Source organism: Citromicrobium bathyomarinum (genome assembly GCF_038594485.1).
Taxonomy (GTDB): Bacteria; Pseudomonadota; Alphaproteobacteria; order Sphingomonadales; family Sphingomonadaceae; genus Alteriqipengyuania; species Alteriqipengyuania bathyomarina_A.
On record NZ_JBCFZG010000001.1, the window covers coordinates 1 to 13,364 of the forward strand.

The 13,364-nt window shown below is 60.4% G+C and carries 14 protein-coding genes; 9 read left to right on the plus strand and 5 right to left on the minus strand.

The window, feature by feature from the left end; genetic code table 11:
* Positions 1–1,648, plus strand: a 1,648-nt coding sequence (locus AAG591_RS00005) for a chromosome partitioning protein ParB (protein ID WP_342528903.1), incomplete at its 5' end; no start/stop codon positions are given.
* A gap of 173 nt (positions 1,649–1,821) precedes the next feature.
* Here the strand turns inward: AAG591_RS00005 and AAG591_RS00010 are convergent.
* Genes AAG591_RS00010 through AAG591_RS00025 form a run of 4 tightly spaced genes read right to left on the minus strand, consistent with a single transcriptional unit; the run spans position 1,822 to position 5,548 of the window.
* The gene (locus AAG591_RS00010; RefSeq protein WP_342528904.1) at positions 1,822–2,445 is read right to left on the minus strand and encodes a PIN domain-containing protein; all 624 of its coding nucleotides are present in this window, start codon (positions 2,443–2,445) and stop codon (positions 1,822–1,824) included.
* Entirely contained in the window at positions 2,420–3,607 is a 1,188-nt protein-coding gene (locus tag AAG591_RS00015) for a helix-turn-helix domain-containing protein (protein WP_342528905.1), read from the minus strand. The genes AAG591_RS00010 and AAG591_RS00015 overlap by 26 nt, the downstream gene beginning before the upstream one ends.
* Positions 3,600–4,973 carry a 7-cyano-7-deazaguanine synthase gene (locus AAG591_RS00020; RefSeq protein WP_342528906.1) on the minus strand — a complete coding sequence of 458 codons (1,374 nt, stop codon included), beginning with the start codon at positions 4,971–4,973 and terminating at the stop codon, positions 3,600–3,602. The genes AAG591_RS00015 and AAG591_RS00020 overlap by 8 nt, the downstream gene beginning before the upstream one ends.
* 5 nt (positions 4,974–4,978) lie before the next feature.
* Positions 4,979–5,548 carry a hypothetical protein gene (locus tag AAG591_RS00025; RefSeq protein WP_342528907.1) on the minus strand — a complete coding sequence of 190 codons (570 nt, stop codon included), beginning with the start codon at positions 5,546–5,548 and terminating at the stop codon, positions 4,979–4,981.
* A 295-nt stretch (positions 5,549–5,843) separates the two neighbouring features.
* Here AAG591_RS00025 and AAG591_RS00030 point away from each other — a divergent pair, with 295 nt between their 5' ends.
* The 5 genes from AAG591_RS00030 to AAG591_RS00050 all read left to right on the plus strand — a co-directional run bounded on the left by AAG591_RS00030 (position 5,844) and on the right by AAG591_RS00050 (position 9,385).
* Complete coding sequence (locus AAG591_RS00030) at positions 5,844–6,773, plus strand: ArdC family protein (protein ID WP_342528908.1); 930 nt, start codon at positions 5,844–5,846, stop codon at positions 6,771–6,773.
* A gap of 11 nt (positions 6,774–6,784) precedes the next feature.
* Complete coding sequence (locus tag AAG591_RS00035; RefSeq protein ID WP_342528909.1) at positions 6,785–7,225, plus strand: hypothetical protein; 441 nt, start codon at positions 6,785–6,787, stop codon at positions 7,223–7,225.
* Between the two features lie 218 nt (positions 7,226–7,443).
* Complete coding sequence (locus tag AAG591_RS00040) at positions 7,444–8,379, plus strand: DUF2493 domain-containing protein (protein ID WP_342528910.1); 936 nt, start codon at positions 7,444–7,446, stop codon at positions 8,377–8,379.
* A gap of 70 nt (positions 8,380–8,449) precedes the next feature.
* Positions 8,450–8,719: a hypothetical protein gene (locus tag AAG591_RS00045; protein ID WP_342528911.1), complete on the plus strand. Its 270-nt coding sequence runs from the start codon at positions 8,450–8,452 to the stop codon at positions 8,717–8,719.
* A 267-nt stretch (positions 8,720–8,986) separates the two neighbouring features.
* Complete coding sequence (locus AAG591_RS00050; protein WP_226792137.1) at positions 8,987–9,385, plus strand: single-stranded DNA-binding protein; 399 nt, start codon at positions 8,987–8,989, stop codon at positions 9,383–9,385.
* A gap of 66 nt (positions 9,386–9,451) precedes the next feature.
* Here AAG591_RS00050 and AAG591_RS00055 read toward each other — a convergent pair whose 3' ends face one another.
* Positions 9,452–9,718: a DUF6437 family protein gene (locus tag AAG591_RS00055; protein WP_342528912.1), complete on the minus strand. Its 267-nt coding sequence runs from the start codon at positions 9,716–9,718 to the stop codon at positions 9,452–9,454.
* 334 nt (positions 9,719–10,052) lie between these two features.
* On the opposite strand from AAG591_RS00055, the gene AAG591_RS00060 reads away from it, so the two are divergent.
* From AAG591_RS00060 to AAG591_RS00070, 3 genes are all read left to right on the plus strand, one after another.
* Positions 10,053–10,274 (plus strand): hypothetical protein, encoded by a 222-nt coding sequence (locus AAG591_RS00060; RefSeq protein WP_342528913.1) that lies wholly within the window; start codon positions 10,053–10,055, stop codon positions 10,272–10,274.
* Positions 10,275–10,764: 490 nt separating this feature from the next.
* A complete protein-coding gene (locus tag AAG591_RS00065) occupies positions 10,765–12,045 on the plus strand; it encodes a tyrosine-type recombinase/integrase (RefSeq protein ID WP_342529949.1) in 1,281 nt (426 codons plus the stop codon).
* Positions 12,042–13,259, plus strand: a complete 1,218-nt coding sequence (locus AAG591_RS00070; protein WP_342528914.1) for a tyrosine-type recombinase/integrase — start codon at positions 12,042–12,044, stop codon at positions 13,257–13,259. The genes AAG591_RS00065 and AAG591_RS00070 overlap by 4 nt, the downstream gene beginning before the upstream one ends.
* The last annotated feature ends 105 nt before the right edge of the window (positions 13,260–13,364 follow it).

Genomic DNA, 13,364 nt, shown 5'->3' on the forward strand with positions numbered 1-13,364 from the left:
ATCGATCATCGAGGCGGGAGCCACCCCTGAAGACGTGGCGCGTCGCTTCGGCCTCACCGTCCGGTTCGTCGAAGGGCGTCTGCGCCTGGCTGCCCTCGCGCCTTGCGTCTTCGAAGCGCTCGCCGAAGGCACGATCACGCTCGACATGGCCAAGGCCTACGGCGCGATCTCCGATGTCGAGCGCCAGGCACATGTCTATGCCGAACTGCAGGAAGCCTGGTACCAGATCACGCCCGACACGATCCGCCGCATGGTGCTCGATGCCACGGTGCGCGGTTCCGATCCGCGAGCTGTTCTTGTCGGACGCGATGCCTACCTCGCCGCAGGTGGCCGGATCGAACGCGAACTGTTCGACGATGATACCAGTGAAAGCTGGATCGATGTCGCGCTGCTCGAGGACCTCGCGCAAAAGGCCATGGAAGAAGCCGCAGAAAAGGCCGCCATTGAATATGGCCTTGCCTGGGTGTGTCCGACGCTTGGCAACTACGTCAGCCACGACCTTATTGAAGGTCTCGGTCGCTTGCCCTGCGAGCCTGCGCCAATGACCGAGCAGGAAGCGCAGGAACTGGGCGAACTCGAGGCCGACTACGACCGTGTCGCCGCTATTCTCGAAGACAAGGACAGCGACGAGGACGATGTGGCCAAGGCCGAAGAGGAACTGGTGGCGATCAATCGTGCCATGCGGGACCTCACCGATCGCCCGCCGGTGCTGGCCGATGAACTCAAGGCTGAAGCTGGCGCCTTCATCGTCCTCTCGCGCAATGGCGAGCCGACATTGGTCCCGCAGTTCTATACCGAGACCGAGGTCATCGCTGACGAAGGCGTTGTCGAGGCAATCGAGGAAAGTGGAGCGGCAAAGCCCAAGGGAAGTTCGCTGTCGCAGCGTCTGCTCGACGAGCTCGCAATGCAGCGCCGCGATATCCTGGCGATCCATCTCGCAAACGATCCGGCACTGGCGCTCGACTTCATGGTCTTTACGTTCGCCGATGCCGACGGGCATGACTGGCGCGCCAGGAAAGCATCGACGCTGGTCGGCTCGGTCGCGTCCGGCCCGGTTACCGGCTTCGAGGCCAAGGATGCACCGGCGAGCGCTGCCCTGGCCGAATTTGCCGGTTCGCTCGATGAAAGCTGGCGTGCTGGGACAAGCGACGTCGAGCGGTTCGCAAGGTTCCGGGCGCTGTCCGACGAGGCGCGTTCGGCCTGGCTCGGCCATGTCGTTGCGCGCACACTCGTTGCCAGCCTGGCCTGCGAAGGTGAGCGCTTGGTGCCAATGCACGAGGCTCTCGGCTCGCTCCTCGAAATCGAGACCGCGCATTGGTGGCGACCTACGGCGTCGAATTACTTCGACCGGGTGGCTAAGGCCCGCACGCTCGAAGCGCTCGATGCCGCCGGCGGTCCCGAACTGGTCGGTCGCTATGCCGCATCGAAGAAGGCTGAGCTTGCGAGCGCTGCCGAACGCATCTTCTCGGGCAACTTCATTGGCGAGCCCGACGTCAAGGAACGGGCGCAGGCTTGGGTTCCGCCGATCATGCGGTTCACGGATGCTAATGTCCCCGCCAATCTTGAGGAAGCCGCATCGATTGACGAAGAAGCCGATGAAACGGTCAGCGACGACGCGATTGACGAGATTGCCGAGCAGGCTGCCTGACCCCTCCTGACAGGTCCAGATCACTCGGCGGGCGGTCCGTCCTACAGGGACGGGCCGCCTTTTCAATGTAAGATTTGGGCCACTTGCTGACCGTCTCGTTTGGGAAAGAACGAGTAGCAAAGCTGCCCTTTCGTCCACATCATCGATTGGGGAAGAGCACGCAAGAATGCTGGTCATTTGGCTTCCCAAGAACCCTTCCGACTCTTGAACCCCGGAAGGCTATTGCACGCGACGGCGCGTTCAAATCCGATCAACCTTGCAACCGCCTCACAGCGCTCATCATCAATCCTCATTCGACCTTCTCGAAGGGCGAGATAGACGGCCTCGATATACCCGTCACCGACGAGCTCAATCTGCACCGCTGGATGCACCAAAAGGTCCAACGACCAAGCGGGGGCTTGGCCGTCCATCAGGTCTTGGGCTCGTGCCCGACCCTTTCGCTCATCGACAACGGGCAGAAAACCCTGTGACACCGCCACTGCAATCGTAGCTGCTTCGCCGTCATCTAGCGAACCGGGAGAACGGATCATCGTCTCGAAAAGACGAGCCGCTGCATCATCCATCTGGACGACCTTGACGACGTTCTCCGATATCAGGCGTTGGATGAACCCGTTCTCGCCATTGGCGTGACTAGTTTCATGGTTGAGTTCCGTAACCACCGTTTCAGTCAGAACAATGTCGTTTGGAATGGCCCGAAGCACCTGTTCGCCAAACGTACAAGCGTGCAGATTGATCAGCACGCTCGTATCGGGGACTAATGGGATCAGCGTATCAGAGAGGGAGCTTAAACAGGTCATCCGTTTCGCTCTCCTCAAGTTCCATTTGATCGAGCAGAGCGCGCAGCTCTAGCCGCTTGATTTTAAGAAGCTCGGCCAGTTGTCCTTCCGACATCAGATCGCGTTTCCAGGCGGTGTAGGCCATGAAGCTCATGCGATGGGACACCGGCCGGTTTGCATCATCTTTTGCTGGGTCGGGCTTACTTGAAGCATCGCCCAGCACTTCACGCACCTGTGCGGGAGCAATGCCACCATGGGCTTTCAGCTTGTCCCATGCTCCCCGCTTAACAAGTCCGAGCTCTTCCAGCCTCCTCACACAAGCTTCGCGTGAAATGCGGAAATGGTGCGCCTGTACGATGATTGGCCTGCGGGTAATCTCAGAGCCAGCGGTGAGCTGACGCCACGCCGCTTCAAAGCTCTTGCGCGGTGAGAGAAAGGCGCGCCCAAACGCATGAGCATATCGCTCTTCGCGTGACTGAAACTTCTCATTTTCTTCCAGAACTTCTGGCGCCTGACGAGTGCCAACGAAATGCCCCAGCTCGTGAGCTGCGGATTGAATACGCCGCTCCAGTGGGAAGTTCGCATTCAAGAGAATGCAAGCTCCCAAAGTTTGGTCGTAGGTGAAGAGCGCATCCACCTTCGAACCCTTCGACAGGCGTCGCTGGTAGAGTCGGATGCCGAGATCCAACTCCATCAAGCTGAAGATATCGGCGATTGGGCCAGAGCCCAATCCGAGCCAGTCGCGCAGCTCTTGCGCGTGCTGTTCTGCCAATTCGACGACATCGCCAGTGTTGATGCCCCTTTCGGGCGGGTAATTCTTAGGCCGCTCAATGCCGAGAATGTTCTCCAACTCAACCTCAGCTCGAACGAGATCATTCAGCAGTTGCACTGCCTCGCCGGTATGCTCATCCTCGGTTTCCCGCAGTCGGCGGAAGCGTGGCACAAGGTCAGTATGGACTGCCTCGCGTCGCAGCAGGGCATTCACCGATACCCCGTAATGGTTCGCAAGCGCCTGAAGCTCCTGAATGCGAACCCGCCTATCCCCCTTTTCAATCGAAACGAGGGTGGGGCGAGACATGCCAATTACCTTAGCTGCTTCGTCCTGACGTATTTTTGCGCTTTCGCGGGCAAGGCGAAGGCGGCGACCGATCTCCTGTGCGGTCAGCTCGTTTAGATCAGTCATGGCGACCTCCCTTCGTCCATAGTTGCAGAAAACTCTCTTCGCCCTGGTCCTGCTCGAATGCTGCCCATTCTTTCGAATGTTGCACGAGCATGTCCCTAAGCTGGCCGGTCACGTCATCTACTGACGATCCAACGGCTTCAGCGATTTGGAATGCGTGAGGCTTCAGGGCGGTATCTGGCACACTGGCCAAATCGGCCAGTTGTTGCAGGTGCCGCGCGCCCATATAGCCGTAATCGTAAAGGGTGTTGGTGGCCCTGAAGCTGTTTTGCTTCGGCAGAGCATCACTAAATCGCGCGGCCCGCAAATTGGCAATGGCATAATTCTCGGGTGGCTCGACAACGCCGGCGGCGTGCAAGCTCATCCGGCGCAATAGGCACGCCGCACAAATGCCGCATTGGCGTACTTTCCCTCCCACGCGCACGTTTGCCCGCTGCTGCCAGCACGAGCGGGTATCAATCACGTGCTGGGGCTTTACGCCTGGCCTTTGCAAAAACGCCGCGATGGTCTGGCCTTTGGTATGCCAGAGGCGCGGTTGCTCATAGGTGAGATCGATACCAAGCAACGCCTTTATGAAGCGCTCCATCTTTCTGAAGAAAGTCGGGTGGTTCCGGTAGTCTGGATAGATGTTGAGCAGGGGGAGCAACACAGGCCCCAGAGCGCCCTGTCCACTTTCAGGCACAATGATCCGGCTGACATTAGACAGCTGCGAGGCGATTGCGATCACCGCCGCAAATTTGAAACCACGCGAACGGGCGCTGTTCTCGGGATTCGGCTTCACCTTCATATCAAAGGGCAGGCGGTCGAACGGCCGCTCATCTTTGCGCAGGCGTTGCTTGAATTTCGACACACGCACGCTCACGGCAGTGTCATTCTCGTTGTAGAGGCCCGAAACACTTAGCGAGTCCAAGCCTTCGCTGTACGCAATGGCGAACGCCTTTTGCTGGTTCGGGAATAGCGGGCCTTGTCGCGGCTTGCTTGTTGCTGCGCCCTCATGGCGCACGAAGCTAAAACGCCACTCGTCACCAGTCAGATGGCGCAGGGTATCGCAAAGACCTTGTTGAACAGTCGCATCCTGCCAGGTCGCAAGCTCAATCACGGGCACAGTCACATGAAAGTGCCGTGCCCAATGTGCACTGCCGCGTCCCCAGCGGCGATCTGCAAATTCGACGGCCGCGCAGACAATCAACAGGTCGTGATGAATGTTGCTCCAGCCTTCATGGCAGTAGCTGTCAAAGATGTCCTTATCGCACTTAATCTCTGAGCCGATGGTCGCATAGACGCGCCCCTTCGCGCCTCGACGCGGAACCGCTTGCCCCGCCTCAAGTATGGTTAGGTCACGTTCAGAAAACTTAGAAAATTCACTCATTACAATCACAGAATTGGGTCATCGAGACCGGTTCTTTTTTTGAGGTCCAGCTTGAACGCGTTCTTATCGCAGCTCTTCACGGCCTCCTGAATGCGCGCACGGTCAAGGCTCTTCGAGACTTCGCCCAATCCTTCATTGAGACGGTCGAGCTGGTCTCTGTGCATCGGGCCTTCCCTGTGCGCCTCTAGCCCAGCTTCCTGAATACGGGTGAGCGTCTTGCCGATATTGGTTTCGACACATGCGTTCAAAGCCTTGTCGATTGCATCGCGAGAGCTCTCACCATCGTGCAGCCTCATGGCGACTTCACGTTGGAGGTCATCCGAAAATTCCGACTTATCGTGCTTTTCGAAGATACCCTTGATTGATCCCTTTGGATCGAGATCAAGCTGCCCATCCGCACCATAACTCTGCAGGTCGCGGATCAGTCCGTCGTTTCCTGACAAGATACCCTTCACGATGGCATCGCTGCCCAGTGCACACCGAGTGTCATGATCTTCAGCCTCATTCTGTACAGCTTCCGCAAACCGCCTTGAGCGACTGTCGAGCTTCAAATTCTTGAATGGGCCGTCGGTCATCCCGTCCTCCTGCGACGGACCATTACGTGTATATTCTGACAATGTCAATATATTAACAGAATATCCTGACATTAGATAGGACATCCGCGATGGACGTGAAAGCTCAAGTTGCTGAAAGGTACTGAAAGCTGAAGGAAATCGCTTGTGCCAGTGTGGCGGAACGTCGGGCTTTTGGAGGCTCGCGTGTGCCCCCCAGATCTGAATGGAGAGAGTATAACCGTCGCCCCTTAGAGGGGAGGGAGCTTTGCTCTTCTTGAGCCGGGGCATGTCCGTCCCGGTCATCAGGAGAACTCCCATGACCAGATCCCGCCGCACTGCTTCAGTTTCCCCAGCGCAGCGCATTACCGCCGCCATTATCGAAAAGCTCGAGCAAGGCACCAGACCCTGGGTCAAGCCGTGGCGCGGTGTGCCCGTCTCGCGGCCCTTGCGCTCCTGCGGGACGCCCTATCGCGGCATGAACACCTTCTGGTTGTGGATGGTGGCCGATGGCTGCGGCTACGCCTCGCCTTACTGGATGACCTACCGCCAGTGTCAGGCGCACGGCGGACAGGTCCGCAAGGGTGAGAAATCGACCATCGCGATTTTCTACAAGAGCTACACAAAGGAAGTCGAGAACGCCGAAGGCGAAGCTGACACCGAGAACCGGCGCGTGCTCAAGGCCTATGCCGTGTTCAATGCCGACCAGTGCGACGGCCTCCCCGAGTTCTATCATCCCAAGCCACTCATTGCCGCGCTTGAGCCCGAAGGACGCGAAGAGCGGCTTGATACTTTTTTCGCCGAGATCGGCGCTGACCTGCGGCATCATGGCGCGCAGGCCTATTACGAGCCGCAGCGTGACCGGGTCACCATGCCGCCAGCCGAACTCTTCGAAGCCTATGACCACTACTACGCAACGCTCGCCCACGAGCTGTCGCACTGGACGGGGCATTCTTCGCGGCTCGACCGCGATCTCAAGAACCGCTTCGGCAGCGACGCTTATGCCGCCGAAGAACTGATCGCCGAGCTTTCCTCTGCCATTCTTGGGGCAGAACTGGGTCTTCCGGTCACCCACCTCGACCATCACGCCAGCTACATCGCGTCCTGGCTCAAGATCCTCAAATCGGACGAGCGCGCGATCCTGACCGCTGCGGCCAAGGCCGAGGAAGCGGCCAGCCTGTTGCTCGAACTCGGGGGTCATCAATCCCGTGAAAGCGAGGCCGATGTCGATCTCGCTGACGCCGCCTGAGGAGCGGTGAGATGGGACGTTCCGTCAGCTATCCAACTGGCTCCGTGGTTGCCTTCCGCCTGCTTGATGACGGCGAAGACGAAGATGTCGACTGGGCCTACGAGTGCCTCGTCGACGAGATCATCGATACCGCGAAGGCGGCCTTTCCTTCCTTTGAACGCTTCGAAGGATGGCGCGGCCGCGAGGACCGCATCCTCCTGCGAAACGCCTTCGCCGATTGCGGCATATCGACCTGGTGCGGGCTCGCCGCGATCTGGCTCGCCGAGCGCGACGACGCTCGCTATTGGGAAGCCGATTTCTACAAACCGCGAGTGCCGAGGGCACGGCACTGGCTTGGCCAGGTGTCGGATAGGTTCATCGACCTGTTCGGTGAACTGCGCCTGGTCGGGCGCTTCTCGAATGGCGAAGCGATCTTCGAGCGCTCCCGATCCACCTGCGACACCGGGTCCTGATCCTGCCTCATCCCAGTCCGCCGGGAGAGGCCCTTGGGCCGGTCGGGGCACGCCGCAACCTGCGGCCCGTCGACCCGTGTTGCCCGCGCCAGCCTAGGGCCGCAGGTTTCCCGCTACGCGGTGCGTCTCGCCCCTTTTCCCGGCCCTGATCGGGCTCGGCGGACAGGGCCGAGGCAATGGCGCCTCCTCTCCTTGTCCCCGCGATCAGGAGACACCCCATGTACGACAGCTTCATCGACCAGTTGAACGGTCTCGACCTCTCAGGCCTCAGCATCAGGCCAGCTACCTTCAACGAAACCGACTTTCCCTGCGAGGACGCGATTGAGCAGACCCTCGCCGCAGTCTGGTCCGACCTCTTCGCGATGTTTTCCGACACGGCCCTAGAGGCTGATGCCGAGGACATTGCCTGGGGCGTGGTCAATCTCTTCCACCGCGCAGCCAGCCGCAAGTCGGCTCAGCTTGATCGGGCCAGCGACGAGATCCGGGTCCTCCTCGCATCAGCCGATGGCTCCGAGGTGCATTCGAGCAATCTGGAAGAGCAGGTCGAACGCGCGCAGGCTGCCGAAGCCAGCATGCTGGCATTCGAGCAGATGCGTGAGGCTGCTGCAGCACTTTACCGCGACGAGACCGGTTCCTCGTGGAAGCCCGTTTCCGGCTCGCGTACGAGCCATTCGCGCAATCTCACATCGGCTGTGATCGATGCCCGCGACTTCCTCCGTGCACGTGCTGAGAACCGGCGTCACGCCCTGATCCCGGAAGGAACTCCGGTCGTTTTCGCCGGTGGTCGCCAGAGCTTCGAGAGCGCCGAGGACGCGCGCGCCTATGCCGACAATATCTGGGCGACGCTCGACAAGGTTCGCGATGTGGTTCCCGATCTCTTCCTGGTCCATGGCGGCGACGGCAAGGGAGCCGATCGCCTGGCAGCGAGTTGGGCTGAACGCCGCGAAGTGCAGCAACTGACCTACTCGCTTGATCGTCGGCTTGGTGCGCGCGCCGGGTTCAAGCGCAACGAGCAGATGCTCTCGCTCAATCCGCGTTATGTCGTCGCCTTTCCGGGCAATGGCGTGACCGAAAGGCTGGTGATCGATGCCAAGATGCGCCGGATCACCGTGGTCGATCGTCGCGGCCTCTTGGGCACCTCTCCCGGGTCCTGAGGGTTCCTTCATCATCTGCATCTGAATTGCCTGGATGTGCATTCGGCGCCGACCCGACTATGGACCGGTCATGCAACTTGACGATCTGCTGCAGCGCTACTTTGCCACCACCGACCTCTCCGGGGTTTCTCCCGACACCTTTGCAGCCGGCATTGAGCATTGCCGGGTCGATCTCGGCCTTGAGGAGGACCGGGGCAAGCGCTTTGCGCTGTGGTCGTTCCTGCACATGTTCGAGTCCGCCCCCGATCTCGATGTGGCGTTCGAGAACGAGGAAGACCGGGAAGCAGCCCGCAACTTCATGGATCTCCTGGCGGCATCGGAAAGCGATGGAGGAGGCTGATTGCAGCAGGGTCACGTGAGCCTTCAGACCCGCACCGATACCCATCCGGCTTTTGTCGCGAACAGTCCTGAACCAGGTCAGCTGAGGACAGCAACCCGTTCCTTTCCGGCCGTGTTGGCAGCTGCGCTGCCTGCCCGCACCACCCGTCATCAACAGGTTTCCCTTCGGCCCTTCAGGCCTTCGGTGCAGTCCTCCCATGCCCTGTTTCCTTTGGATGTTCGCAAGCCGGAGATGGTCTCCGGTTTGAGGAACCGAAGGACTTTCACCATGACCAATATCGCAATCCTCACCGGTCGCATCGCTCGCGATCCGGACACCCGCGAGACCAAGGGCGGCACCAATGTCACCGGGATCACCGTCGTCACCGATCGCCCCGCGCGCGACAAGGACGGCAAGACCTACAAGGACGAGAACGGCTACACCGCCAAGGAAAGCGAGTTCCACCGGGTGACCTGCTTCAACGGCCTCGCCAAGACCGTCGGCCAGTACTGCTCCAAGGGCCAGCTGGTCAGCGTCCAGGGCCGCATCCACTACACCCAGTGGGAGGACAAGGACGGGGTTACCCGCTACGGCACCGAAATCCTCGCCGACAAGGTCGACTTCCTCTCCCGCGGTAACGGCTCGGGTGACGAGAACGACAACACCGACGCACCCGAGATCGATTGACATCCAGCATCATCGATCCCACTCAGAGGGGCGCTGTCCAAACCGGGCAGCGCCCCTCTACCTGTTCTAGCCTGACGATGCCTGGGGCTCGCGAGTGGGGGCAGCGCGGGCTGATTCCAGCCGCCGCAGGCCTTCTTCTTCGCCCAGCTTGCCGAGCAGTTCGCCGGCCTTCCTGATGCCCTTCTTCGAGAAGGTCTCGATACCGGTGCCGAGCAGCATTTGGCCCAGTTCAATTGCAGCCTTCTCTTCCAGTTCGCGCTGACGCTGGTCGAGCGCTTCCCGGTCGGCTTCCAGTTTCTTCAATGCGGCAATCGCGCTTCGTTGCGACGGCATATGGGGTCCTTTCAATAATCCCCTTGTGACGGCAGCCCGCACGCATCCTGCCCCGGTTACAGGCATGTAGGAAAACAAATTCTGACCTCACGTCAGGCGGAAAGGTGAGAGGGTCCTGGCTCACGGAACTCCCATGCTGACGGGGCTGCAACCACCGCGTCAAGGACGGCGGGGCCCCACGATTTTGCCTCCTCTTCGCTGGCGCTACGGTCCGACAAAACCGTTACCCCCACCGCCGCTTCGCGGTCGCCCATACGGGCGATCCTGTGACCCGGCGGCCGCATCCCCGTCCGCCAACCTCCTGTCGGCTTCCCGACAAAATCAGGAGGATATCATGGCTACACTTGCAACGGTTCAGACCAATTCCAACAGCTACTTCGAGGCACTTGCCACGGCCGAACGGCGGGCATTGCACAGCTTCTTCGACCAGCACGTTATCGAGGATGATGATCTGGGTTACTTCGCACTCGACGAGGGCGACTACAATGCGCTCCCGGCGCACCTGGCACACCGCGTGGTACACACGGTCCATGGGGGCATGCTCGACGAATACTGAAGCGCCGGAGGGGGCGGGGCCGGAAACGGTTCCCGCCCTTTTTTGTGCTCGCCTGCGTTGGCAACAGGTTCGAGAAATTGAGCGGGGCTATGGACGCGCTCTGTCCCGCGCAGCTGTCGCTGCGCTCCTGAGGGCGCGGCCTGATTGGCTTCTGGGCCCCGCACGCACTTGCGCACCGGAACCGGGTCGGACCAGCGCGCGCGGCAGGACCGACTTCGCCCCGTTCCTGCCGCTCCGCACGTGGTCCTTGGCCGGTCCCTCTCCGCGCAGGTGCGGTCTCATGTTAGGAAGGCTACAGGGACAGATCCCTCGCGAACATGGCCCAGTTCGAAGGGTTGCTCGCGCTCCTTTAGTAGGGGTAGGGAATGACCCTTGAGACAGAACAGCCGAGGTCACTGGTCACCACCCGAGCAATTGGGGACGATGTGCACACCGTACGCAGTAAGACTGCCATAGTATGGGAAAAAATGCCGTAAAATCAGTGCGTGAGATGCTGGAAGTGCTCGGCAGCAGGCATGCTGTTGAAGGCCATCCGGTCCCCGCAAATGACGGTAATTCCGCGACTTTTGAGGGCAGTTTTGCTAGTGACGATTGCCATATGGTCCCCAGGCGGCAAAAGCCCGGGCGCCGGGCACTGCTCGATGGTAATTTTGCGCGGCGCAAGCTGCCGCTTCGCGAGACGGAATACTGCATCTGGGATACCGAGCTTGCCGGGTTCGGCCTGCGTGTCAGGCCGAGCGGCAATTACTTCTGGTTTGTCCGCGTACGACATCGCGGCAAGCATCGCCGGATTTCGCTTGGCCGAACCGATGGGCTTGACGCTTCCGTAGCGAGGGCTCAGGCGCGGCGCATCCTGGCCGAGGTGGCGCTGGACGGTCTGCCCAAGCGTGCCGTGGTCAAAGCCACGCCAACGCTTTCCGATTTCGTCGAGACGTATTGGGATGACCTTTCGCGGGTCTGGAAGCCATCGACAGTCAAGCGCAACCGCAACGCTTGGCGGTTGTCCATCGAGCCGGAATTTGGCGCGATGCGGGTGGCGGACATCATGCCCGCCGACATCCACCGCTGGCGTGACGGTTGCTCCGGGACAGGCGAAACGAGCTTCAACCGTGCCGTGCCAGTTCTGGCCTCGCTCATGAAGTATGCCGAAGCACTGCGGATGCGTCGCAAGGGATCGAACCCTTGTCGGGGAATGCCGCGATTCAAGCGGCCGAAGATGGAGCGGTACCTCACGCCTGCCGAGTATCGCCGCCTTGGCGCGGCCTTGCGTGAGGCTGAGGCCGAGCATCCCATCCCAGTCGCAATAGTGCGGCTGCTGATGTTTACCGGCGCGCGGCTGGGTGAGATCAGGTTTCTTCGATGGGGAATGGTGAAACCGCCCCGGCTCGTGCTGCCCGACAGCAAAACCGGACCAAAAGTCATCTGGCTCAACTCACAGGCGCTGGAGGTACTGGCAGGATTTGAGCGCGGTGAAGACGACGCGCTGGTGTTCGTCAACTCACGGGGCAAGCACCCGGTCAACATCGAGCCGTGGTGGTACAATCTGCGCCGACGCTGCGCGATGCCCGACCTGCGCGTCCATGACTTGCGGCACAGCTTCGCTTCGACCGCGATCATGGACAATGTGCCGCTCGCCACTATCGGCAAGCTACTTGGCCACGTCTTGCCAGAGACGACGGCAAAGTACGCGCATCTGTCCGATGACGTGATCGGCGATGCTGCCGAGCGCATTTCCGGCTCGCTGGCGCAAGCGATCGGACTGCGGTCATGACAGCCGCCAGCCTCAAGCGCATTGTCGAAGAGGCACTGGCCGAGGTTGGCGCATCGGTAAACTTCAGGCTCGTTCCCAAAGGCAAGGCACGGACGACGACCTGGCTCGGGATCGAGCACGGCTTCGGCATTCGACACTATCCGAGCGGGCGCAACGTCTACATTGTGCAGACCCGGATGGGTGGCAGGCTGCGCACCGTTACCATCGGCCCGGCGTCGGTTCTCACGCGCCATCAGGCGCAAATGGTTGCGCGCCGCGTCATTGCCTACGCGCAGGTGGGGCGCGATCCGGCCACTGATCGCAAGCGCATTCGATCCGCGCCGAGGTTTGACGATTTCCTTGAGGAATACTGGACCCGCTGGTCGCCGCGTTGGAAAGCTTCCACGCTCGACTCCCACACACGCTACCGGCGGCTCTACCTCGATGACGCCTTCAAGGGCACCTTCATCGATGAGGTCAACGAACAGCATGTGACCAAGTGGTTTGCCGAGCTCAATAACCGCACCGGTCCGGGTGCTGCCAATCGGACCCTCGAAATCCTCAAGCACATGCTCAACAAGGCGGAGGCGTGGGGGTATCGGCTCGAGAATACCAACCCGTGCCGGTCGATCCGACCGAACCGCAAACGTCAATGTGAGCGGTTCTTGACGCTTGAGGAGTTGGGGCGGATCGGGATCGAGCTTACGAAGCTACGGGAAAGCGACGACTTGACCGCCCGCTGTGAGGGCGCGGCAATCACCCTGCTGCTGCTCACTGGTTGTCGCAGGGGCGAGATACTCAATCTGCATTGGGGCGACGTGAAGGGAAATCGGCTGAACCTTCGCGATAGCAAGACTGGTCCGCGCACCGTCTGGCTCGGCTCCGCCGCGCGAGAGGTCATTGCTGGCATCCCGCGCCATCGGAAACTCCCCTGGCTTTTCTGGAACTACCGGTACCGGCGGCAAATGCGGGACGTTGCTTGGGCATGGAAAGGCATTCGCGAACGTGCCGGGCTTGGTCAGGTCCGCATCCATGACCTGCGACACACCTTCGCCAGCCATGCCGCCATGAACAAGGAAACGCTGCCCATGATCGGTCGGTTGCTTGGCCATGCGAACCACCAGTCGACGGCCCGGTATGCGCATTTGGATGATGACCATTTGCTTGATGCGGCGCAGCAGATTGGCGACGCAGTCGAACGAATGTGCGGGGGAAATCAGTCGCTTTGGAATTGATCCTTGTGGACGAAATGTGGACAAGCACGAAGTGCGCATACGGATTGCGATTCTTCGCCAGAGGAATCCTTTCGCCAGAGCAAGATAGCTCCGAAAGGTTCGGCG

Bases quoted from the DNA above. Each gene is read 5' to 3' on its own strand.
- AAG591_RS00030 (WP_342528908.1), top strand. From the start codon at position 5,844: ATGACCAGATCCCGCCGCACTGCTTCAGTTTCCCCAGCGCAGCGCATT.
- AAG591_RS00065 (WP_342529949.1), top strand. From the start codon at position 10,765: ATGCTGGAAGTGCTCGGCAGCAGGCATGCTGTTGAAGGCCATCCGGTC.
- AAG591_RS00020 (WP_342528906.1), bottom strand. From the start codon at position 4,973: ATGAGTGAATTTTCTAAGTTTTCTGAACGTGACCTAACCATACTTGAG.
- AAG591_RS00040 (WP_342528910.1), top strand. From the start codon at position 7,444: ATGTACGACAGCTTCATCGACCAGTTGAACGGTCTCGACCTCTCAGGC.
- AAG591_RS00025 (WP_342528907.1), bottom strand. From the start codon at position 5,548: ATGACCGACGGCCCATTCAAGAATTTGAAGCTCGACAGTCGCTCAAGG.
- AAG591_RS00035 (WP_342528909.1), top strand. From the start codon at position 6,785: ATGGGACGTTCCGTCAGCTATCCAACTGGCTCCGTGGTTGCCTTCCGC.
- AAG591_RS00070 (WP_342528914.1), top strand. From the start codon at position 12,042: ATGACAGCCGCCAGCCTCAAGCGCATTGTCGAAGAGGCACTGGCCGAG.
- AAG591_RS00045 (WP_342528911.1), top strand. From the start codon at position 8,450: ATGCAACTTGACGATCTGCTGCAGCGCTACTTTGCCACCACCGACCTC.
- AAG591_RS00050 (WP_226792137.1), top strand. From the start codon at position 8,987: ATGACCAATATCGCAATCCTCACCGGTCGCATCGCTCGCGATCCGGAC.
- AAG591_RS00060 (WP_342528913.1), top strand. From the start codon at position 10,053: ATGGCTACACTTGCAACGGTTCAGACCAATTCCAACAGCTACTTCGAG.
- AAG591_RS00015 (WP_342528905.1), bottom strand. From the start codon at position 3,607: ATGACTGATCTAAACGAGCTGACCGCACAGGAGATCGGTCGCCGCCTT.
- AAG591_RS00055 (WP_342528912.1), bottom strand. From the start codon at position 9,718: ATGCCGTCGCAACGAAGCGCGATTGCCGCATTGAAGAAACTGGAAGCC.
- AAG591_RS00010 (WP_342528904.1), bottom strand. From the start codon at position 2,445: ATGACCTGTTTAAGCTCCCTCTCTGATACGCTGATCCCATTAGTCCCC.